Source organism: Acinetobacter legionensis (assembly GCF_057165765.1).
In genome coordinates this window covers 1,984,547-2,005,042 of record NZ_CM169896.1, presented here as the reverse complement: position 1 = coordinate 2,005,042, position 20,496 = coordinate 1,984,547, and the positions used below count along the sequence as shown (strand labels likewise).

At 34.3% G+C, this 20,496-nt stretch carries 22 protein-coding genes and 1 pseudogene; 13 read left to right on the top strand and 10 right to left on the bottom strand.

Going from position 1 to position 20,496, the window contains the following annotated elements; genetic code table 11:
• Window positions 1-123: 123 nt before the first annotated feature.
• Complete coding sequence (locus AC2G3J_RS09140; RefSeq protein ID WP_483770986.1) at window positions 124-735, bottom strand: NAD(P)-dependent oxidoreductase; 612 nt, start codon at window positions 733-735, stop codon at window positions 124-126.
• 985 nt (window positions 736-1,720) lie between these two features.
• Between AC2G3J_RS09140 and AC2G3J_RS09135 the strand changes: the two genes are divergently transcribed.
• The 3 genes from AC2G3J_RS09135 to AC2G3J_RS09125 all read left to right on the top strand — a co-directional run bounded on the left by AC2G3J_RS09135 (window position 1,721) and on the right by AC2G3J_RS09125 (window position 3,165).
• Window positions 1,721-2,110 (top strand): hypothetical protein, encoded by a 390-nt coding sequence (locus AC2G3J_RS09135; RefSeq protein ID WP_336950989.1) that lies wholly within the window; start codon window positions 1,721-1,723, stop codon window positions 2,108-2,110.
• Window positions 2,111-2,362: 252 nt separating this feature from the next.
• Window positions 2,363-2,833 carry a hypothetical protein gene (locus tag AC2G3J_RS09130; protein ID WP_419359726.1) on the top strand — a complete coding sequence of 157 codons (471 nt, stop codon included), beginning with the start codon at window positions 2,363-2,365 and terminating at the stop codon, window positions 2,831-2,833.
• Window positions 2,834-2,970: 137 nt separating this feature from the next.
• Complete coding sequence (locus AC2G3J_RS09125) at window positions 2,971-3,165, top strand: hypothetical protein (RefSeq protein ID WP_336950987.1); 195 nt, start codon at window positions 2,971-2,973, stop codon at window positions 3,163-3,165.
• A 140-nt stretch (window positions 3,166-3,305) separates the two neighbouring features.
• Here AC2G3J_RS09125 and AC2G3J_RS09120 read toward each other — a convergent pair whose 3' ends face one another.
• The 5 genes and pseudogenes from AC2G3J_RS09120 to AC2G3J_RS09100 form a co-directional block, all read right to left on the bottom strand.
• Entirely contained in the window at window positions 3,306-3,800 is a 495-nt protein-coding gene (locus tag AC2G3J_RS09120) for a GNAT family N-acetyltransferase (protein WP_483770985.1), read from the bottom strand.
• A 610-nt stretch (window positions 3,801-4,410) separates the two neighbouring features.
• Window positions 4,411-4,506, bottom strand: a pseudogene (locus tag AC2G3J_RS09115) (DUF2280 domain-containing protein); the annotation flags it as partial.
• A gap of 498 nt (window positions 4,507-5,004) precedes the next feature.
• A complete protein-coding gene (locus AC2G3J_RS09110) occupies window positions 5,005-5,241 on the bottom strand; it encodes a hypothetical protein (protein WP_419327266.1) in 237 nt (78 codons plus the stop codon).
• 149 nt (window positions 5,242-5,390) lie between these two features.
• Window positions 5,391-5,624 carry a hypothetical protein gene (locus AC2G3J_RS09105; protein ID WP_483770984.1) on the bottom strand — a complete coding sequence of 78 codons (234 nt, stop codon included), beginning with the start codon at window positions 5,622-5,624 and terminating at the stop codon, window positions 5,391-5,393.
• 101 nt (window positions 5,625-5,725) lie between these two features.
• Window positions 5,726-6,067, bottom strand: a complete 342-nt coding sequence (locus AC2G3J_RS09100) for a hypothetical protein (protein ID WP_336950983.1) — start codon at window positions 6,065-6,067, stop codon at window positions 5,726-5,728.
• A 487-nt stretch (window positions 6,068-6,554) separates the two neighbouring features.
• On the opposite strand from AC2G3J_RS09100, the gene AC2G3J_RS09095 reads away from it, so the two are divergent.
• On the top strand, window positions 6,555-6,851 hold the full coding sequence (locus AC2G3J_RS09095; protein ID WP_483770983.1) for a hypothetical protein: 297 nt from the start codon (window positions 6,555-6,557) through the stop codon (window positions 6,849-6,851).
• A 53-nt stretch (window positions 6,852-6,904) separates the two neighbouring features.
• On the opposite strand, the gene ybaK is transcribed toward AC2G3J_RS09095, so the two are convergent.
• Window positions 6,905-7,372 (bottom strand): Cys-tRNA(Pro) deacylase, encoded by a 468-nt coding sequence (ybaK, locus tag AC2G3J_RS09090; RefSeq protein ID WP_483770982.1) that lies wholly within the window; start codon window positions 7,370-7,372, stop codon window positions 6,905-6,907.
• 492 nt (window positions 7,373-7,864) lie between these two features.
• On the opposite strand from ybaK, the gene AC2G3J_RS09085 reads away from it, so the two are divergent.
• The 8 genes from AC2G3J_RS09085 to AC2G3J_RS09050 all read left to right on the top strand — a co-directional run bounded on the left by AC2G3J_RS09085 (window position 7,865) and on the right by AC2G3J_RS09050 (window position 15,425).
• Complete coding sequence (locus AC2G3J_RS09085; RefSeq protein ID WP_336950980.1) at window positions 7,865-8,500, top strand: CDP-alcohol phosphatidyltransferase family protein; 636 nt, start codon at window positions 7,865-7,867, stop codon at window positions 8,498-8,500.
• A 28-nt stretch (window positions 8,501-8,528) separates the two neighbouring features.
• Window positions 8,529-10,277 (top strand): bifunctional alpha/beta hydrolase/class I SAM-dependent methyltransferase, encoded by a 1,749-nt coding sequence (locus AC2G3J_RS09080; protein WP_336950978.1) that lies wholly within the window; start codon window positions 8,529-8,531, stop codon window positions 10,275-10,277.
• 93 nt (window positions 10,278-10,370) lie between these two features.
• A complete protein-coding gene (locus AC2G3J_RS09075) occupies window positions 10,371-11,726 on the top strand; it encodes a phosphatase PAP2/dual specificity phosphatase family protein (protein WP_483770981.1) in 1,356 nt (451 codons plus the stop codon).
• On the top strand, window positions 11,723-12,151 hold the full coding sequence (locus tag AC2G3J_RS09070) for a hypothetical protein (RefSeq protein ID WP_336950977.1): 429 nt from the start codon (window positions 11,723-11,725) through the stop codon (window positions 12,149-12,151). Before AC2G3J_RS09075 ends, AC2G3J_RS09070 begins: the two co-directional genes overlap by 4 nt.
• A gap of 314 nt (window positions 12,152-12,465) precedes the next feature.
• Window positions 12,466-13,206, top strand: coding sequence for a lysophospholipid acyltransferase family protein (locus tag AC2G3J_RS09065; RefSeq protein WP_336950976.1), 741 nt, complete (start codon window positions 12,466-12,468; stop codon window positions 13,204-13,206).
• Window positions 13,203-14,147, top strand: a complete 945-nt coding sequence (locus AC2G3J_RS09060; RefSeq protein WP_004719987.1) for a phosphatidate cytidylyltransferase — start codon at window positions 13,203-13,205, stop codon at window positions 14,145-14,147. Before AC2G3J_RS09065 ends, AC2G3J_RS09060 begins: the two co-directional genes overlap by 4 nt.
• A gap of 28 nt (window positions 14,148-14,175) precedes the next feature.
• Window positions 14,176-14,757, top strand: coding sequence for a hypothetical protein (locus tag AC2G3J_RS09055; RefSeq protein ID WP_419359734.1), 582 nt, complete (start codon window positions 14,176-14,178; stop codon window positions 14,755-14,757).
• A gap of 131 nt (window positions 14,758-14,888) precedes the next feature.
• On the top strand, window positions 14,889-15,425 hold the full coding sequence (locus AC2G3J_RS09050; RefSeq protein ID WP_336950969.1) for a lytic transglycosylase domain-containing protein: 537 nt from the start codon (window positions 14,889-14,891) through the stop codon (window positions 15,423-15,425).
• Between the two features lie 119 nt (window positions 15,426-15,544).
• Here the strand turns inward: AC2G3J_RS09050 and cysK are convergent, their stop codons facing one another.
• Complete coding sequence (gene cysK, locus AC2G3J_RS09045) at window positions 15,545-16,543, bottom strand: cysteine synthase A (protein WP_483770980.1); 999 nt, start codon at window positions 16,541-16,543, stop codon at window positions 15,545-15,547.
• A 232-nt stretch (window positions 16,544-16,775) separates the two neighbouring features.
• On the opposite strand from cysK, the gene plsB reads away from it, so the two are divergent.
• Window positions 16,776-18,977: a glycerol-3-phosphate 1-O-acyltransferase PlsB gene (plsB, locus tag AC2G3J_RS09040; protein WP_419327283.1), complete on the top strand. Its 2,202-nt coding sequence runs from the start codon at window positions 16,776-16,778 to the stop codon at window positions 18,975-18,977.
• Between the two features lie 145 nt (window positions 18,978-19,122).
• Here the strand turns inward: plsB and AC2G3J_RS09035 are convergent, their stop codons facing one another.
• Together AC2G3J_RS09035 and AC2G3J_RS09030 are read right to left on the bottom strand one after the other, a co-directional pair.
• Window positions 19,123-19,803, bottom strand: coding sequence for a class I SAM-dependent methyltransferase (locus AC2G3J_RS09035; RefSeq protein WP_336950966.1), 681 nt, complete (start codon window positions 19,801-19,803; stop codon window positions 19,123-19,125).
• Between the two features lie 29 nt (window positions 19,804-19,832).
• Window positions 19,833-20,462, bottom strand: coding sequence for a TetR/AcrR family transcriptional regulator (locus AC2G3J_RS09030; protein ID WP_336950965.1), 630 nt, complete (start codon window positions 20,460-20,462; stop codon window positions 19,833-19,835).
• Between the last annotated feature and the right edge of the window lie 34 nt (window positions 20,463-20,496).

Here is a 20,496-nt window from a genome sequence, read left to right as displayed (position 1 = left end):
CTTATAATCCACTTAAAATATTTAAATAATATTCATTCAAGAAACTATAAATCTTATTAATACTATTAATTTTAATGATTTTATATATAAAAAAGCCCTCAATTGAGGGCTTTCATTCACTTCTTAATAACCAACAGTAAAACGTTGATGAATATGGTTATTACTTTCAATTTCATCAGACAATGCTATTGCAAAATCTTCAGCTGAAATTTTGCTACCATCTTTACCTATTATAAGTTCATCTTTTCCTAAACGAAACTCCCCTGTTCGTTTGCCAGGTGCAAACTCAGCAGAAGGTGATATGAAAGTCCAGTCGATATCATCAACTTGTTTGAGTTTTTCAAGAAAATTTGTAGCTGCTTCTGCTTCAGGTTTATAAGCAGCAGGAAAATCATCGGTATCCAATAAACGTACATTTTTATTAGGAAGCGTTAATCCACCAGCGCCGCCTACGACGAGGTAACGTTTAACTTTTGAATCCCTAATTGTATTGATCAATGCATTAGCATCTAATCCTTGGAAAGGAACTGAGCTTATAATAGCATCCTGACCTTTTAGTACTTCTACGAGTGCATCATGATCATTTAAGTCAACATCTAAAGATAAAACACGTTCCGTATCTGGTATTTTATGTGTATCACGTGCAATAGCTTTAACATAATGACCACGTGAAACAAGTTCTTCTAAAATACGTGAACCTGCCATACCTGTTGCACCAATCAAAGCAATTTTCATAATAATTCCTCAAGTGTTTAAGATAATTTCAAATAAAAAAGATCTATAAATTATCAGATATAAAATTTTTAAAGCTCAAAATTTCAACAACAAAATAATCAATAATTTATAAGCTAGTTATTTCCGATAATTTATAATCATTTATATCCTTAAATTTTACATTATAATTTAAGTTAACTTTATGTCAAAATTATGTAAGTAATGTCTTATACAATAAAACTATATATTAATATTTGTTTACAGCATTATTATTTTTGTAATTTTTTAATGTGATTTTAATCTTAATAAAGACTCAATTACACCTTTTAAGCGAAATATAAAATACACCCCACCATCAAAACCACTTTAAAACTTTAAAACTTTAAAACTTTAAAACTTTAAAACTTTAAAACTTTAAAACTTGATTAAAAGATAAAAATTTTAACAATCTATTTATCACAATGTTAATCACACATTCTTAATACAATAAAACATCACGGATTAAATATTTTATATTGTAACCTAATATAAGCCTTATTTATAGAAAAACACTGAATTTTCAATAAAAAATAAAATCTTTAAAATAATATTTATTTAAATTACCTCTATTAAAAATACATCCCATAAATATAATCCAACAAAATATTTATTATAATTATGTAAAATTTATGAGAAAAACAAATTGAAAAAACATCTTAAAAGATTGAATAAATCTAGAAAAGTAGTTCATCGAACTCCTCTAGCGTTTCATATGGTTAAGTTGAGCTACCGTAATGCGTAGACAATTATCCATTGAAATGGCTGTGTTGCTTTGATTGATCTTATTAGACTCAACTGTATGCTTACCAATGTGTCATCTATACAAAATTTAAATAGTTATATTTTCATTTTTAAGATATTCTACAAAAGCTTTGCTAGTTATTTTAACGTAAAATCTTTTCTGAGAAATTTAGTAATGATTAAAAAATGCCTTTATCTTTTTATACTTTGTGGGCAATCGTATTCTATGCCAGCATTTTCTGAGCAAAACTCAAAAGAAAGATCATTAATGTTTAGTTCTGAACAAAATGAAATTTCACTTGAAAGCACTCCTTCAGTTGATTTTTTTGATTTTAAAAAACAACAAGAAGAATTATCAAAAAAACAAAGATATGAAAAGGCGGTAAAAATTCAAGAAGACTCATTAAACACATCTACTATGAATACGTATGAAAAGACTCAATACTACTTAAAGAAAAATGATATGAATGCAGTAGAGTCTCTACAAAATCAACAAAACATTCAGTATTTACAAAAAGCAAAAGATCGAGGGCTTATTTCAAATGATGAGTATCAGAGAAAATTCAATAATCTAAATACACCTTTATTAAATCAGCGTAATATTCAAAATCAATAACCCAAAGCTCAGAGGCTTAAATGCGTTTTCTTCGATACACTTGAAGAAATACACTGAGTGTACTTTTGAATAGTCTAAACATCGTAAATCGATATTTTTTGCTAGTCCTGATTCTATGAGTTAGGACTAGGCTATGTTGAGGTTATCTATAATTAAGCGATATAATCGAATAAATTATATACTTAGTCATTATTGATTAATTTCTCAATCTGCATTATGCGTATAACATTCATTATTTCGGGAATCATTTCCATGCCTTTATTCAAATATAGTTGTGTAACCCTTATGGTGTTTACCATCACCGCTTGCGCTACCTTGGTCTCCAAACCCAATGAAGTCGAAGTGGCTGCACAAAAACTAGTAGGGCAACCAGCCAGTAATGCATTTAAATTATTTGGTAAACCTGATCATGGTCTGGGTCCATCGTCGTATGGTAGTGGTGGCTTCTATGGGTGGAATCGAGTGCAGACCCATGTAACACCAGAAAAAGTTTTCGTGCAGACAGGTGTTGAGTATATTGGCCAAAAGACGACAATGGTTGGAATTGGAGGTGGTGGCGTGATTGGCCAAATGCCAGTTGGTAGCGAACCTGTATATCGGAAAACTGGATATACAGAGAATCGGACTGTTATCGATTATTTTTGCAATATCACTCTGTACACCGATAAAAAGAATATCATCACAGATGCCAGTGTGATCGGCTGTAATAAGAAGAAGTCATAGTGTAGCTTAAAGCCTATAATTTCAAATGAGTTTCTAGCTTATTTAGTCTCATTCTAACACATTGTTTTTCGCATCATTTAAAGCACTACATTCATTGTATTTGGCGACAGTATCAATGATCTATAACAGGAAAAAATATGTCTAAACAGCCAGAATGGATAACACGTGGAAAAACTATCAAACAATTAATTAAAGAGTTGGAATCTTTCGAGGATCAAAACTTATTTGTTGAGATCTCTCTAGACGATGGAGATACATCGAAACCAATAAGTTCGGTTGGTAAAATTGATGGCAAATGTATTCTACTAAATTGTGAAAATTCAAAAGAATAACATTCTCATTAAACCTAATGGTCTTTAAGGGAACTACTCTCAATCTAAGGGTCATGCTTCATCTAATTTTTCATTATCAATTCGCACTGCATTCGCTCGTTCTAAATTATTTATTTTCCTAAATAACAAATAAGTTTAAGTCAAATATCCACCCCCAAACCACTTTGTCCATTATGACGAACATAGTAGTTATCAAATTCACTACTTTCCACGAATTGAAAACCATGACGACTATAAAATCGATTTGAAGCACTCTCTTTTAAAGCTCCTACTTTCAATGACAAACCAAGTTCATCCACCTCCTTGAAGATATGACGAAGAACTACAGAACCTATGCCTATACCTTGTGTACCTGGTTTAATATAGAGATGGTCAAGTAACATTCCATCGATATAAGGTTTAACAACCACGAAACCTACTCTTTCACCAGAAACTTCTATATAGCGAGTAAACTCAGGATTAAAGCCTTCTCGAAAACGCTCTCTTACACGTATGGGATCAAAACGACCAAGACGCTTAAGGCTTTCAAACATTGCTTCAATTCGAATAGCAACAAGCGCTTCAAAGTCACTAGATTGAGTCTTAACAAGTGTAACAACGCTCTTATTTAGCGAATATAATTTAATATCTGACAATTACTTTTCATCCCAATATTTTAAAAGATTATACAAAATTAAAAGTTTAACCCTCACTTAAAAGCCTTATTCTTTGCATCTTTCAATGTATTACACTCATTGTAATTAGCAATAGTAAATGATACATCGTGTGATTTGTTTACCCTGCCCTGACGCTAATTTTAAAAGTTTAGGGCAAGGTGTCATTCTATTATTTGATGTGTGAAGCTTATCTAGAGTTCTGGATAGCTATATCATGTTAATTTTATAAAACTAAAAAAGAGAAATTCTATTGATGCTATAAACAAAGCACCTCATACTTAGACAATGGTTTACTCCAAAAAAGAAACTGAGTATTTACCTGCTTAATGCGGGTTTCTTATTGCTTAAAAAATATGTCAGACTCAAATACCCTTTATAACAATATACATAAACATGAAGATTATTAATATTAGGAGCACCGAAATAAAAAAACGAAAAAATAAGGTCACTGTTTAATCATCTAAGATGTAACATGGTAATTTACAACTTAATTTTAAATCAGTCAATTCAATAACATAATTATAAAACTGATAAATTTAAGATTTTAATTTTGTCCTTTTTTAGGATGTAATCCCTTATCGAGGAGGGCTTACTTACTTGCATCAACAACCTGAATAGTTATTTTTACTGATGTAAGATCATCAGTACCTTCACTATCACCGCTTTTAATTCTGTCTATTTCAAGCTATTTAAGATGCTCATCTCATAATTTGAATTTCATAACCTGCATTTCATCCTTAAACTGTTTAATTGTGATTCAGCTCATGCTCAATTAAAGCACAAAATTCAGCTAAAGATGATGAAAAAGCTCATAATCAAGAGTAACAGGATCAAAAAATCAATCACTAAGTAGCCGATAAAATTTAAAAAAATCATTATGGTATTTTCATTAGTTCGATCTATATCGAATAAGTAATTCTATTTAGCAATATCGACTAATGAATTTTTAGCATCGCTAGAAAGTTTCAAGATGTTATTTTTATTTCGTGCTTGAGAAATCTTATAAACGGAAAAACCTAGTAAAAATATGCTAACTATTAATACAGAAGTAAAAACTATTATAAAAATTTATTTTTATTCATTAGCGTAGGATACTAATATAATATTTTAATCTAATATTGCACTCAATTTTCAAAATAAGTAAACCAATTTTAATTTTCATGCTAATAGGATCTTCAAAAATTCAAGAAAAACATCTAACCTCAAGCTGATTATCATCTTGGGTTACTTTTATTTTAATATTTTTATAAGTTCGTTTGCTGGGTTTCATTGATGAGCCCACTACATCTTCAAAAAATTTTCGGTCATTCATAAGATCACTATATGATTTATAGCCAATTAAAATTATTTTTGGAATTCTTTTACTTTCAAATAATTTACTAAGAATATTATCAAGCTTTTTAACATTAACGATTGGCATGTAAAAAACCATGGAAGAAAACATAATTATCCATTAAATATATAAATATGCAATGCCAGATAATCTCTATCTCAATGAAATACGTAACATTCTATAATTTTCTAAACAATCACTATCAATCTATATCTTTTAACGACTATATGTTTTCTCTATTGAATTTGAAAATTTTTTACTAAATAATCTCTAATTATTTCATCAGCCTGCATATCTAATAACTCATCAGATACCCAAAATACATACTCTTGATTTTTAATCTTAACTATTTTTTTATAATAGGTTGTAATTGATTTTGATGTAGAACCTTTAATTTTGAAAAATTTCTCATGGCTTACATTCCCAAGCAACTTACTTCCATGCCAAGGACCACCAATACAAATGTTCATGTTTTTTCCTATTCTTCAATAGTATCTTAGCACCTAATCATTACAGATTTGTTTTTTATGAAAAAAAAACTCACCTTTCGATGAGCTCCTTAAAAATTAATTTATTTGGTTAGCATATAACAAATATTCATATTGCCTTGCTCTTGCTTGTAACAACTCCATTGATCTTTTTTATAATTTTTAGCAGACAATACATTTTCTGGAGTTGTACCCAAATAAGGTTTACATTTACCACCACATGTTGTTGATTGCTCAATTAAATATTCTTTTTGATCAAATTCTATGTATACAAACTTTCCACCAGCACTTACACCTTTTTGAATTGAACAGGAATAAGTTTTTTTCTCATTTTGTGTAAAACATTTCCCTGAATAATCTGTAATTTGATAAGCAAAACTTGTCGTAGATACGATTATAAGAGTTAGCGATAAAATCCATTTCATTAGCTGTATATCTCAAAAAAATACCCGCTTGATGGAATCAGTGGGTATACAAATCTATTAATCAGTGGGTATACAAATCTATTAAACTGTGTGGATTACCATAAATTCGTCCACTATAGCTAAAATATGCCATACGCCTTGATCCAGATCAAGTAACATTCTTAGAAAAAACTTCAGTTTAACTATTAAGTCAAAACGGGATCAATCAACTGCTTGTAAAATATGTCGCGTTGCATCTACAGTTCCCAGTGTAATAAATCCCCTAGTATCATCTCTAGCTGTTGAACCGCTAAAACTGACTTCACTTGTTCTGTAGTAAACCTTAATAGCAGTTAAATTTGGTTATTGCATAGCTAGTAATGCAATTGCTTGTTACATGAACAGTTCTGATAATATTAATCAGGCTGAACAATTAATTATTAATTCTACTCAATCTATGGCTGTTGATATTAAGCGCACTAGAAAGAAAACTTGTTGAGGTGATGAAATGGGCGCATTAAAAATTGAATCTGAATCTCTCAAACATTTAACAAGACTTGTTGAGCAACTGGTAAGCCAAAAAGAAGAACGCAGAATTGGGCGAGCCGAATTTGCTCACTTGCTGAATATAGAACCAGAAACTCTAGATGCCAGAATTAGAGAAGGACGCTACACGAAGCCATTTAAGGATGGTCGGAAGAGTTATTGGTTTAGTTCATATGTCCAGTCTGTAATATTAGATATAGATTCAAAAAATAAAGCCACTTCAGTGGCTTTATTTTTGAGCAAATCTTTTTGTGAGTAACATAGTGAGTAACATTATTATTTTTAATTAAAATTCATCAATAAAAGGATGGATTATTCATCAACAATATCAGCAAAATTCGCACTCAAAACCTTCGCTAAATCTAGTGGATTAACCCCAATATCCAAGCCCCTTTTCCCACCACTCACATACATTTTACTTAACTGCTGTGCACTTTCACAAATTACCGTTTTTAAACGCTTTTTTTGACCTACAGGACTGATTCCACCAACTAAATATCCAGTTAAACGCTCTGCATCTTTAGGATCAGCCATATGTAGTTTTTTACAAGCAAAGGCACTCGCTACTTTCTTTAAATTTAATTGATGATTCACTGGAAGGATGGCAACAAAATAGTTTTTATCATCTGTTACCATCAGGGTTTTAAAAACTTCTTCGACATTTAAACCTAATTTTTCAGCAGCCTCTAAGCCAAAACTTTTTGCATTTACATCATGTTCATATTCATGAACAGAAAATTCAATTTTATTTGATTTTAAAACTTTACAAGCAGGTGTCATAGCATAAACAAGATCAAAATTAAGATGATATTTGAATTATAGGACCATTCATAGAAATTTTAAATTAGGGTCTGTTGATAATTTGTCTGCGTTTGCGGCTACAAATGATTTTAGATGATACGAGGCATGAAATATTGAATTTAGACACTCTAAAAGATGAGCAACATCATTTCACAAGCTAACGACGTTGCTGAAAAAATATTCTAGTCCCCGCACACCCTCTCTATAAACAAAATATTTCTTGGTTCTTGCTCAGGTGATGGCTAAATTATCTCAGCTTGAGCAGTAAAACTCGCCAATAGTTTCTCTAATCAATCTCACTCAATACACTACGATGTATACGTCTCATATGCAATTTTAGCCCACAACGCGAACCTTTTATGAAATGTCAGTAGCTCCCAACATCACGAATTTAAATGATGAAAATTAATACTTGTAAAATCATGGAAAACTTGATTAAAATCCTATCATATACCTTATATTACTAGAACAATGCCATCAATCTATCAATTAAAACCAGCATTTCAAAACTTACTGCGCCCTTTTGTTAAAAAGCTTTTTAATATCGGAATCACGGCAAATCAAGTCACGTTATTAGCGATGTTTATATCGCTCGGTTTAAGCTTTTTTCTATACCAGTATTATCTGAATCATGCTGTAAATGGATGGTTATTGCTCTTTCCTTTGTGGATGCTGCTACGAATGGCTTTCAACGCCATCGATGGAATGCTTGCCCGTGAATTTAAACAACAATCCAACTTAGGTGCGTTTTACAATGAGTTGTGTGATGTTATTTCGGACACAGCACTCTATCTATGCTTGATTGCTTTTGGCTTTATTAATGCAAAATTACTCTTATTAGTCGCTTTTCTTGCAATTTTAAGTGAATACACGGGCGTTATGGCCCCACTGATTGGTCAAGAACGTCGTTATGACGGCCCAATGGGGAAAAGTGATCGCGCATTTTGGTTTAGTTTAATCACTGTCGTGATTGTCATCACGCCATTATTCACTACAAATTTACAACTTCTCAGCTTAATCTGTAATGGCATACTCATTTTAATTGGTCTACTACTTAGTTTAACCATCTATAACCGAATTAAAAATAGTTTAAAAACAGCGTTATAAAACAGTTTCATATTTAGGGTAAATTCGTATGTATAACAACAGTCATCACACCTTTAAGAGTCATGATGGAACAGAATTGTTTTATCAACATTGGTCGACCAACACTCCAAGCGAAACAAAAAAAGCCATTCTTCTGTTTCATCGCGGCCATGAACATTCAGGACGTATGGCGCATTTAGTTAATGAACTCAATTTAAGTGAATTTGATTTCTTTGCGTGGGATGCCCGTGGGCACGGCGATTCACCAGGTGAACGTGGTGATGCACCTAGCTTCTCCACATGTGTAAAAGATATTCAATATTTTGTACAGCATATTGAAGAAAACTATGGCATCGACGCCAAAAACATTGCTGTGGTTGCACAAAGTGTAGGTGCTGTATTAGCTGCAACATGGGTACATGATTATGCGCCAAAAATTCGCGCCTTGTGTCTCGCTTCCCCTGCTTTTGATATTAAGCTTTATGTGCCATTTGCCGAACCAAGTTTAAGAGTCATGGAAAAAATTCGTGGTAATTTTTTCATTCAAAGTTATGTTAAAGCCAAAATGCTGACCCATGATGAAGAACGTGCTCAAAGCTATGATACCGATCCTAAAATTGCTAAAGCAATTTCGGTGAGAATGTTGCTTGGACTCTATGATGCCTCTAAGCGTATTGTTGCTGACTCACAAAATATCTTTGTGCCGACTCAGGTGTTATGTTCAGGTTCAGATTTTGTAGTTTTTCAAAAACCGCAACGTGAATTTTACCAAAAGCTTCCACATCCTAAAAAAGAATTACATATTTTAGAGGGTTTCTTTCACGATACTTTAGGCGAAAAAGATCGCCATATTGCAACAGAAAAAATACGCAGATTTATCCAGCAATGTTTTGCGGTTGAATATCAAGCTCCAGATGTTTTAAATGCGGACAAAATTGGTCCAAGTTGCGCTATAGCTGAAGATCTCAGTTCACCATTACCCGCTAAATCAATAAAGAATGCATTTTGGGAAATTACAAAAAAGAATCTAAAAATTGGTAGTCATTTATCAAAAGGCTTAAAAATTGGTGAAGACACTGGCTATGACTCTGGAAGCACTTTAGATTTTGTTTATCGTAACCAACCTGAAAGTTCTAATCCTATTGGCAACATCATAGACCGCCAATATTTAAATGCGATTGGTTGGCGTGGAATCCGTGTTCGTAAACAGAATATTGAACTTTTAGTTCAGAAATATGCGGATATTCTGATTAAAAACCATAAACCATTGAGCATTATGGATATTGCTTCTGGTCATGGGCGTTATATTTTAGATGCTGTGGTTCAACTACCAAAACGACCAGATTCAATCTTATTGCGTGATTATAGCGATATCAATGTACAAGCTGGTCAGCAAATGATTGCAACACGTGGACTCAATGACATTGCTGAATTTGTTCAAGCAGATGCATTTGATACACAGTCTTTGGCCTCTGTTAAACCAAAACCTTCACTTGCAGTGGTTTCGGGTTTATATGAGTTATTTGCAGACAATGATTTGCTACGTCAATCACTTGAGGGCTTAAGTAAAGCAATCCTTAAAGATGGTTATTTGATTTATACTGGTCAAATTTGGCACCCGCAGCAAGAGTTTATTGCGCGCGCACTAACCTCACATCGTGAAGGTGATGCATGGGTAATGCGTTTACGCTCACAAGCGGAAATGGATGCACTTGTTGAAGCTGCTGGCTTTAAAAAGGTCGACCAATGTATTGATGAGTTTGGAATATTTACCGTCTCAGTCGCACAAAAGCTATAAAATTTCTGCTATCACACAGTTGGTGACTTGATATAAATCATTTTAAGTCACCAATTTTTTAATTTTAATAGAATAATAATCTACGGATGTTTTATGCGAACACTCATCAAAGAAACTGGGACTTGGAAATGGGGCCTACTTTGCTTAGTTTTTCTTGCGCCTTTCTTTTTCCTCACTTATGGCTTTGCAAATCAATATGCGTCAGGTCTTAGTGATGTTCCAAGTATTGTCTTTGCTTGGGAAAAGCATATTCCACTTTGGGCTTGGACGATTGTGCCGTATTGGTCAATTGACCTGTTTTACGGCCTCTCCTTATTGCTTTGTTGGAACAAATTTGAGCTTAAACAACAAGCGCTTAGGCTATTTTTAGCGCAAGTCATTTCGATTAGTTGCTTCTTAGTGTTCCCTTTAAAGTTTAGTTTTGAACGTCCACCTTTAGATGGTTTTTTCGGTCTATGGTTTGATGTCCTGATGGGCTTCGATAAGCCCTTTAATCAAGCGCCCTCATTACATATTGTTTTGCTGATTATCCTTTGGGATTTCTATCGTCGCCATGTATCTGGGGCATGGAAATATGTGGTCGATTTTTGGTGTGTGCTGATTGGAATTTCTGTACTCACGACATGGCAACATCATTTTATTGATCTTCCTACAGGAATACTTGTTGGCGCTTTATGCTTATGGTTATTTCCAATTTCAGTAAAATCCCCATTTAGAAAAGATGGACTGCAGCTGTTAACAACAAAACATTTAAAGCTTGGTAGTTATTACCTTTGTGGCTCAGTGATTTTCTTTATCTTAGCTTATGAGTTTAGACCTTGGGGATTATGGCTAATTTACCCTGCTGTGAGTCTATTTATCGTTGCACATAGCTATAGTTTTGTACGTCCACATTTTTTTCAAAAACAAGAAAATGGCAAAATGACGGTTGCAGCACAAATACTGCTTGCGCCTTATTTAATCTTTGCTTGGCTTAATAGTCGTGTTTGGACCAAAAAACATCCCGAAGATTCTTTTATCATTCAACATGAACTTAAAAAAATCTATATTGGAAGAGTCCCAACACAACAAGATCACCACCAATACAATGCAATATTTGATTGTGTTGCTGAGTTACCCTTAAACCAAGTAACGGCATATCAGCAATATCTCAGTCTAGATCTGATTCCATTACAAGCCAATCAGCTTGAGTTAGCCGTAGCACGATTAAATGATTTGATGTCAAAGCTTGAAGCAAGCTCTATCCAAAATATTCTGATTTTTTGTGCCTTAGGTTATTCAAGAAGTAGCGCTGTACTCACCGCTTGGCTGATTCAACAAAACCAAGATGCCAATATTGATGAAATGGTAAACATTATTCGTAAAGCTCGCCCTTGGGTGGTATTAAAACAAGCCCAACTGGAAGAATTAGAAATTTACCATCTAAAATTGAAAGGTTTAGCGCCATGAAAATGAATTTTTATGTGGTTGCGCAACTGTTGTCTGCAACCACAGCTATATTACTTTCAGGTTATTTGGCTTTTGCGTTATCTATTTTTGCCATCCTGTTCAAAGGTTGGCAATCCTTTGAGTTTTGGACGTTCATTGTCATTACATTGTTATTATCTGGGCTTCATCACTATCTCTCATTTAGAGTTAAGTTTGATGCTCAAATCATTAAAATGATAGCACGAGAATCCCAAACTGAATCTATTGAAAACTTAACCCTACAATTTGATCAAACCCTAATGAGTATGAAATTGATGCCCGCATCCAAAGCAGGACGTGATTGGTCACAGCGTTTTGTAGGATGCTTTAAACTTTTAAAACTACAAATTGCTTTATTATTGGTACAATATCTGGTTTTAATGATTTTGATTTCTAGAATGATTTAAAGCGATTTTAACCTCAACTGATACAGTTGCTGATATATTCAATTGTTATCGTATGATAGTTTTAATGATCTTAAATCAAGAAAATTATCAGCTTCTCAGCAGTGAAGATCTTGAAATGCTATAAAATTCTTCTATGATTCAAAAAATAGAAATGATAAATTTGTAAAAGGAGACCAACCTTTTTACTTTTTATTCAAAACTAAGTTTGGTTATATTTTATTTTAATCACTTAAAAAGTAGAATTTTGTACTTTAGTCATCTTATTATACAGCTTGCCCCACAATAAAATGCTTCAATATCAATCGGCTTAAAGAATGAATCAACTACCTGAACCACGTTCCGAACAAGATAAAGAGTCATACAATAAACAGTCTTTAGAGCAAAAGACTCAACACTTAGATTCTTCTAATGGAAATTTAGCATCACACTCTATTGCTCGCTTTATCGCATTTTTGACACGCCGTGGCGCACGACTGTTAACTGGTGCTCGTAGCTTATGGGTTGGTTGTCAGCCTGAGATGAAACAACGTATTTACTATGCCAATCACAATAGTCATATCGACTTTATCTTACTATGGTCCTCACTTCCCAAACTGATGCGTCGAAAAACTAAACCTGTTGCTGCTTCAGATTATTGGCTGAAAGATGGTTTTAGACAATTTTTAATTAAAGACACCTTTAATGGTGTCACGATTCAACGTAATCGCGAAGATAATGCAGACCCTTTACAACCTGTAAAAGACGCTCTTGCTCAGGGGTATTCCATTATTTTCTTTCCTGAAGGTACTCGAAATCTTGATGATGATCTTGAGCTATTACCTTTTAAAAGTGGCCTCTATAACTTACATAAACAATTTCCTGAGATTGAGATTGTCCCTGTTTGGATTTCAAATCTAAGACGTGTCATGCCAAAAGGTTCTTTTGTTCCTTTGCCTTTACTGTCTACCGTATGCTTTGGCTTTCCTTTAGAACAACATTTAGAAATGGATAAAGCCACATTTATAGATTATGCACAGAAGCAGCTAGTACTATTAAAAGAGGTTGAGAATCAATGATTTTAGATAATCTGAATAAAACCTATCTTTTATTTGGTATTTTTGCGGGAATTTTAGTTTTTGCATCTAGTGTAGGCTTTATTCTCAAACAAAAAGCTGGGCAAAAACCCTCATCAGTGATTGATAATTTAAATGCACGGATCAATGCTTGGTGGGTGATGTTGATCGTCATTGGCGCAGCAATTCTATTGGGTCAAACTGCATTTATTATCTTATTTGGGATTATTTCCCTGTTCGCTCTACGAGAATTTACCAGTCTATTGCCGACAAGGCGTGGTGATTATTTTCCTTTACTTATCGCCTTTTATTTTGTTATTCCCTATCAATATTATTTGATCTATATCGACTGGTACGGCTTATATTCAATTTTTATTCCACTTTATGTATTTTTACTGATTCCGATTGCCAGTTTAAAACAAGAAGATACCAAACACTTCCTTGAACGTAGTTCTAAAATTCAATGGGGACTCATGGTCTGTGTTTTCTGTATTTCCCATGTGCCTGCATTACTCAATTTAAAACTTAATGGTTTTAAAGGTGAACCGATTTGGTTAGCAATCTGGCTGATTATGGTCGTTCAGGCATCCGATGTTTTGCAATATGTCTGTGGTAAGCTTTTTGGAAAGCACAAGGTTGCACCCGTCTTGTCACCATCAAAAACAGTTGAAGGCTTAGTGGGTGGGATCGTTTTAGCCACAGCTTTAGGTGTTGCTATGGCATGGCTTACTCCATTTAGCTATCTACAAGCTGCATTGATAGGACTAGTTGTGTGTATCTTTGGCTTTTTCGGTGGTTTAGTGATGTCAGCCATCAAACGTGACCGTGGTGTCAAAGATTGGGGCCAGTTGATTCATGGTCATGGTGGGATGTTAGATCGGATTGACTCTATCTGCTTTTCTGCCCCTATCTTCTTTCATATTTTAAGATATTGGTGGAGTTAGTGAATAAACATGACTGTGAGAGATAGAGATGAATTACAAAATAATATTTACAATGCTCTGTGTAGGTTTCGGCCTACAAGCCTGTAGTTTATTTAATCAGTCTGAATGTAATAATCAACAAGTGACTGATCATGTAAAAAAACTCTACTCAAGTCAGGTAAATATCAGTTTTGGATCAAAATTAAATCAACTTACTCAACAATTTAATCCAAATATAAACACAACAATAAAAATCATCCCTTCTATAGAAGGAATCACTTTAAATAAAATAAAGCGATTAAATTTAGAAAAATTACAGGCTGATAAAGACAATCAGGATTCACAAAATCTAATCGATTTGATTACTGATCGCTTTGAAGGTGCACAATATATTTGCCAAGGTGTAATTCAGCAAGAGATTAGCACCAATGTACTTGCAGATATAACCAAAGAACTTTCAGATAAAGACTCAAATTTGATTGAAGGAAATAAATTAAATATTCCAGTAATTTATGCGCTGTACCCACACAATGGAAATCAACAATTTGAAGTCCAATATACTGCTAAGAATCCATTGCATTTAATGTTGGCCATATTGTTACAGAAAAAACAAACGAAAATGACGAAATAACGCCTAAATACCAAGCAACCAAAAGCTTAAGATACAAATTACGAATAAATCTACCAATTTTCACAGATTGACAGGTTTAAATCAGCTACATAACATCAGGGCAATCTTGGATACATAACATTGGTTTTATTTTGAATTTTCAGTATCAGTTAAAAATAATTTCTACAGTAGGCTTAACACTTGCGATCACAGCATGCTCGTCTTTGGGTGGTGGCTCTGTGCAAAAACGTGCTGCTAAACTTTCGACTGGAATCCAAAAAGCCTATTCTGTCTCTCCAGATGTTGCTAATCGCGTATCCCCAATCATTGTACAAAGCGCAGATCAATATGATGTAGATCCTTTACTGATTGCAGCGACCATACGTCAAGAATCGAGCTACCGTAGTTATGTTACCTCTCCATCTGGTGCTGTCGGGCTTACCCAAATCATGCCGCGTTATTGGCAACAAGCCTGCCCTGGTGATTTGTTTGATGAATATACCAATGTACGCTGTGGCACTATGATCTTGGCTAAATACAATCAAAGTGCAGGAAGCTGGAAAAAAGCCTTAGCCTACTACAATGTTGGACCCACAAATTACCAAACAAATCGTAAAATGAAACGTCAAGGTAAACGATACGCGAAACAAGTCAAACAACATGAAAAACAGTTAAAGTCTTCATTATAAAGTTTAAAAATAGAAACTGAATATCAATAAAATAAACCCACTGCTGCTACTTGAGTGGGTTTATTTTTTTAGTCCATAGCAACAATAAACAGCATAAACATAAATGATTTAATTCAATCTTAATCTGCTGAAATATCTTCAAACAAAACGGAAGACAAATAACGTTCACCCGCATCAGGAAGAATCACCACAATAGTTTTGCCTGTATTTTCAGGACGGGCAGCTAATTTTGCTGCAGCAGCTAAAGCCGCACCACTAGAAATACCGACAAAAATACCTTCTTGAGTGGCACTTTGACGGGCAAAATCAATCGCTTCTTGGTTGTCGATAGCAATAACTTCATCTACTAAATCTAAATCCAAGTTTTTAGGAATAAAGTTTGCACCTATCCCTTGGATCTTATGTGGCCCAGGCGTTAACGTTTCACCACGTTTGGTTTGTCCAATAATTGGTGAATCTGCGGGTTCTACAGCAACGGAGTAAATCGCTTGCTGCTTGACCTTTTCAAAATAACTTGAAATACCTGAAATAGTACCGCCAGTTCCAACACCAGCAACAAGGATATCAACTTTACCACCAGTGGCTGCCCAAATTTCTGGGCCAGTCGTTGTCTCATGTATTTTTGGATTGGCTGGGTTTTCAAATTGTTGCGGTAAATAATATGTTTCAGGATGTTCAGTTGCTAGACGCACTGCCTCGTCAACTGCACCTTTCATACCTTTTGCAGGTTCAGTTAAAATTAAATTTGCACCCAACGCTTTTAATACTTTACGGCGCTCTATACTCATACTTGCTGGCATAGTTAAAGTGATGGCATAACCTTTTGCCGCTGCTACAAATGCCAATGCAATTCCAGTATTTCCACTCGTAGGTTCTACAATATGCATACCTTTTTTCAAGAGCCCTTTCTCTTCTGCATCTGCAATGAGTGCAGCACCTATTCGATCTTTAACTGAAAAAGCAGGATTACGGCTTTCAATTTTTGCTAAAACCGTTGCGCCACCTGTAATAAGACGATTGATACGAATAAGTGGTGTATTACCAATTGCTTCAGCATTATTAGAATAAACAGCAATACCTAAGTTTTCAGTTGCTGGAAAATTTGGATCTGTAGACATGACCTTTCCTTGAATTTAAATGAATTTATATCAATCTATCATAATGCTTTTCTATGAAACTTTGATATTGAGTAACTGAATTTAATTATACCGATATTTAAATAGTTTATTGATAAAAATCATAAGTTTAGTTTTTAGGCAAAGTGTTTGACCGATTTGTCATCAAATCAAACTATATATTTGTATATTATTTCAAGCATAATAACCATATGACTCATATTTAGAGAATATTATGGCAAGCAATGCTTATCAAAAATTTTATCGTCAATTTACAAAAAAAATCTTAGATAAAATCGTCAGCCCACAAGTTTTAGGCGATACAAAAACACTTGAAAATACAGTTAATGATCCAAACACAGCCAATTTTCCAATTTGCTATGTCATCCAAGATGACTCAACTTCGAATAAAGTCTTAATTGACAATGAAACAGAAAAAAGAAAACTCAGCCCTGCTTTTGCGCCACTTAACCTAGGATCAGATTATCAGGAAGATGATCGTTTTATCACTTTAGAACCGACCAAAAGCAACGCCTCTGCATACTACCCAGACAAAATTATTCGTTTGGTCGAATATTTATTAAAACACCCTGAACAAGATGTGCTTTTAGTACCAACAACGATTTTATGGGGGCGTGCGCCGGAAAATGAGGACAGTTGGTATAAAGCATTGATGACTGATGCTTGGGCTAAGCCAACGGGCATTAAACAAGCACTCAACATTACTCTCTATGGCCGTAATAATTATATTGAATTCCATCAAGCAGTTTCTTTACGGCAGTTAATTGACTCAGCCATTGAACTCACACCCAATTTTTCACCAGCGCATTATGTGGTGACTGAGCTTAATAAACAATTTAATGGCTATAAAGAAGCAATTCTTGGTCCTGATATTTCAGATCGTCGCAATGTAATTAACAAACTCATGCTGAGTGATGCGGTCAAAGAAGCCATTCTCAATGAAAGCATTCATAAAAAAATCAGCATCAATGAAGCCGAAGCACTCGCGCATAAATACCTCGATGAAATCGTGTCTGATTTTTCTTATTCGACCTTACGCTTTGCTGAAATTGCTTTAACCAAATTGTGGACCCAACTCTATGACGGTATCGAAGTACATAATTTCGATACGGTTCGTGAACTTGCCAAAGATTATGAAATTGTCTATACCCCTTGTCATCGTAGCCACATTGACTATTTATTATTGTCTTATGTGATTTATAACCGTGGCTTGATGGTTCCCCATATTGCAGCAGGTATTAATTTAAATATGCCTGTGGTTGGGCAACTGATGCGTGGTGCAGGCGCATACTTTATTCGACGTAGCTTTAATGGTAATGCGCTTTATACGGCTGTTTTCAAAGAATATATCTACAGTATGCTCAATCGAAATACCCCTATGGAATACTTTATTGAAGGTGGTCGTTCTCGTACTGGACTTTTATTGCCGCCTAAAAAAGGGATGCTCGCAATGACCATCCAAAGTTATTTACGTGGGAATAGCAAACCGATTGCCTTTATTCCGACTTACTTTGGATATGAAAAACTGATCGAAGGCAGTTCATACATAAAAGAGCTGGGTGGGCAGAAAAAACAAGCTGAATCACTATTTGGACTACTTAAATCTATTCAAAAAATTGAAAAAGTCTTTGGTGTTGTCCATGTCAATTTAGGTGAACCGGTTTTCCTTGAAGAGATCTTAAAAAAGAACAATGTTCCACAACATGTTGCTTTGCATGAAGAGATGCCTGAGTCGGTTAAAGCCACGGTCAATGATGTGGCGTTTGATATTTTGGAAAATATCAATAAAGCGGTCGTGATTAATCCTGTTAGTTTGATTTCTCTGGTCTTGTTAAATGCACCAACGCATGCTTTGGCAGAGCGTGAAGTATTGGTACGTTTAGAACAATTCCGTAATCTACTCAAACAGCATCGTTATGATGATCGTATGCAAATTACCGAGCTTTCCAACACAGAAATCATTCAATATGCCATGAAGCTAAAACAAGTTGAATTGATTGAGCATGATAATGAGCGCTGGGTGAAAGTCAGTGATATACAGGTGGGATTGCTTAAGTATTTCAGTAATAACATTCTGCACACGTTTATCCTGCCTGCACTGATTGCCAAAGTATTGCGTGTTGAAACAGAGCAGCAGCAATTTGAGATTCCAAAATCTGATTTATATACCCAAGTCATCAAACAATACCCACTTATACAAAAAGCCTTCTTTTTAAAATGGGATGAGTCTGAGATTGAGAGTGAAATCACACAAATTATCGATTATTTTGTTGCGGAGAAATTAATCACACTTGAAGCGGATCAAAGCATTAAGATTTCAAATGCAGATCCTAAAATTCGTTTACTTTCAGCCTTTGCTCATTTGTATGATGTCAATGTTGTGAAAGAACCTGAAAAAGAAAGCAAAGAGAAATAATCTTTTAAGCTTTGACGATGATCTGCAATAAAAAAGTTCCTTCAACCATTTGGATAAGGAACTTTTTTGTAAGCGTATAGCAATATGACTAATTGATTTACTTTAAAGCAAAAAATGATTTTTAGTTATTACTTAGACGTTTTTCTTAGTCCGTTTTAAATGCAATAAAACCATGATAATTCAATACTTGAGCAAAACTTTCCACACGCTTAAAACCTGCTTGTAAATACAAAGCGCTCATTTCATCAACAGAAATTAAAGCAAAATCTTGTTCAATACGTTCTGCCATAAGTTGCGCCTGTTTTTCTGTTAATCCTGTTGCTAAACTCAGATTTTTTAAAGCTTGTAATTGTTTGGCATTCGAAATTTCCATTAATTCATAACTTAAACATAGACCAGTACTGCTTAGGTGATTTGCAATATCTTTTAAGAATTGTGCTTTTGCATCAACTGGAACAAAATGTGAAACCAAGATAGCCAAAGCCACATCAAAATTCTCATCGACTTGTTTAAGAACAGATGTATCACCTTGTACAAACTGAATTCGAGAACAAAGCCCTAAACCAGCTATATGTTGTTTGGCTTTATCAATCATATTTGCTGCAGGATCGATTGCTGTAAAATTCCAGTGAGGAAATTGCTCAGCCAAATATTGCAGTTCATAACCTGTACCACATCCCACGACTAAAATCTTCGCTTGAGTCAATACATAGCTCTTTAATACAGCATGGACTTGTAAATGTATCAGTTCATAGCCGGGAATTAATCTACGAATATGCGCATCATATCCTTCAACTACAACTGGATTATTAAAGTCCTTTGCCATTCCTTTAACCCTTGCAATGATGATTAATATTATTCCTGAGGATGTTTAACTTTCACTGCCTGTAAACAAAAATCAGCAATTTGTTTTACAAAATACTCTTTATAGCTTTTATCAAAACGCTTGGTCTTGGCGATACTTAAAGGTTCAATCACAACGAAAGTCATTGCGCCAACGATGCACAATGCGGTGGTGTTTAGATCCTCAAAAATAAACTCGCCTGAATGACGTCCTTCTGTCAAAATTTTAATAATACTTTCTTTAATCAATTGCTTACTTTGAAAGCGTTCTAACTCAAATTGAGGATCGACTGGTTCAAATAATAAAGAATAAGAGAGTCGAGGGCTGTTCATTGCCCTTTTTACAAAGGTTGTGACTGCTCGATCTAATTTTTCTATCGCACTAAGTTCAGTATGTGCAATATCATTGAGAATATTAACTTCGATATGAATCGCTGCATTTAAAACTTCAATCAATACCTGATTTTTATTTTCAAAATATCTGTAGACCAAACCACTTGATACACCCGCCCTATCTGCAATTGCTTGAATTTGTGCATCTTTAAATCCTCCTTGTGCAATCAATTCACGTGCAGACAATAAAATTGTCTCACGGTTCTGTTGCATTTTCTCTTCCATGACAGAGGATCTTTTATAATTCATAGCGATATGTAAATTCCATTCCAAATAAACTGGC

Bases quoted from the DNA above. Each gene is read 5' to 3' on its own strand.
- AC2G3J_RS09140 (WP_483770986.1), bottom strand. From the start codon at position 735: ATGAAAATTGCTTTGATTGGTGCAACAGGTATGGCAGGTTCACGTATT.
- AC2G3J_RS09135 (WP_336950989.1), top strand. From the start codon at position 1,721: ATGCCAGCATTTTCTGAGCAAAACTCAAAAGAAAGATCATTAATGTTT.
- AC2G3J_RS09130 (WP_419359726.1), top strand. From the start codon at position 2,363: ATGCCTTTATTCAAATATAGTTGTGTAACCCTTATGGTGTTTACCATC.
- AC2G3J_RS09125 (WP_336950987.1), top strand. From the start codon at position 2,971: ATGTCTAAACAGCCAGAATGGATAACACGTGGAAAAACTATCAAACAA.
- AC2G3J_RS09110 (WP_419327266.1), bottom strand. From the start codon at position 5,241: ATGCCAATCGTTAATGTTAAAAAGCTTGATAATATTCTTAGTAAATTA.
- AC2G3J_RS09105 (WP_483770984.1), bottom strand. From the start codon at position 5,624: ATGAACATTTGTATTGGTGGTCCTTGGCATGGAAGTAAGTTGCTTGGG.
- AC2G3J_RS09100 (WP_336950983.1), bottom strand. From the start codon at position 6,067: ATGAAATGGATTTTATCGCTAACTCTTATAATCGTATCTACGACAAGT.
- AC2G3J_RS09095 (WP_483770983.1), top strand. From the start codon at position 6,555: ATGGGCGCATTAAAAATTGAATCTGAATCTCTCAAACATTTAACAAGA.
- ybaK (WP_483770982.1), bottom strand. From the start codon at position 7,372: ATGACACCTGCTTGTAAAGTTTTAAAATCAAATAAAATTGAATTTTCT.
- AC2G3J_RS09085 (WP_336950980.1), top strand. From the start codon at position 7,865: ATGCCATCAATCTATCAATTAAAACCAGCATTTCAAAACTTACTGCGC.
- AC2G3J_RS09080 (WP_336950978.1), top strand. From the start codon at position 8,529: ATGTATAACAACAGTCATCACACCTTTAAGAGTCATGATGGAACAGAA.
- AC2G3J_RS09075 (WP_483770981.1), top strand. From the start codon at position 10,371: ATGCGAACACTCATCAAAGAAACTGGGACTTGGAAATGGGGCCTACTT.
- AC2G3J_RS09070 (WP_336950977.1), top strand. From the start codon at position 11,723: ATGAAAATGAATTTTTATGTGGTTGCGCAACTGTTGTCTGCAACCACA.
- AC2G3J_RS09065 (WP_336950976.1), top strand. From the start codon at position 12,466: ATGAATCAACTACCTGAACCACGTTCCGAACAAGATAAAGAGTCATAC.
- AC2G3J_RS09060 (WP_004719987.1), top strand. From the start codon at position 13,203: ATGATTTTAGATAATCTGAATAAAACCTATCTTTTATTTGGTATTTTT.
- AC2G3J_RS09055 (WP_419359734.1), top strand. From the start codon at position 14,176: ATGAATTACAAAATAATATTTACAATGCTCTGTGTAGGTTTCGGCCTA.
- cysK (WP_483770980.1), bottom strand. From the start codon at position 16,543: ATGTCTACAGATCCAAATTTTCCAGCAACTGAAAACTTAGGTATTGCT.
- plsB (WP_419327283.1), top strand. From the start codon at position 16,776: ATGGCAAGCAATGCTTATCAAAAATTTTATCGTCAATTTACAAAAAAA.
- AC2G3J_RS09035 (WP_336950966.1), bottom strand. From the start codon at position 19,803: ATGGCAAAGGACTTTAATAATCCAGTTGTAGTTGAAGGATATGATGCG.
- AC2G3J_RS09030 (WP_336950965.1), bottom strand. From the start codon at position 20,462: ATGAATTATAAAAGATCCTCTGTCATGGAAGAGAAAATGCAACAGAAC.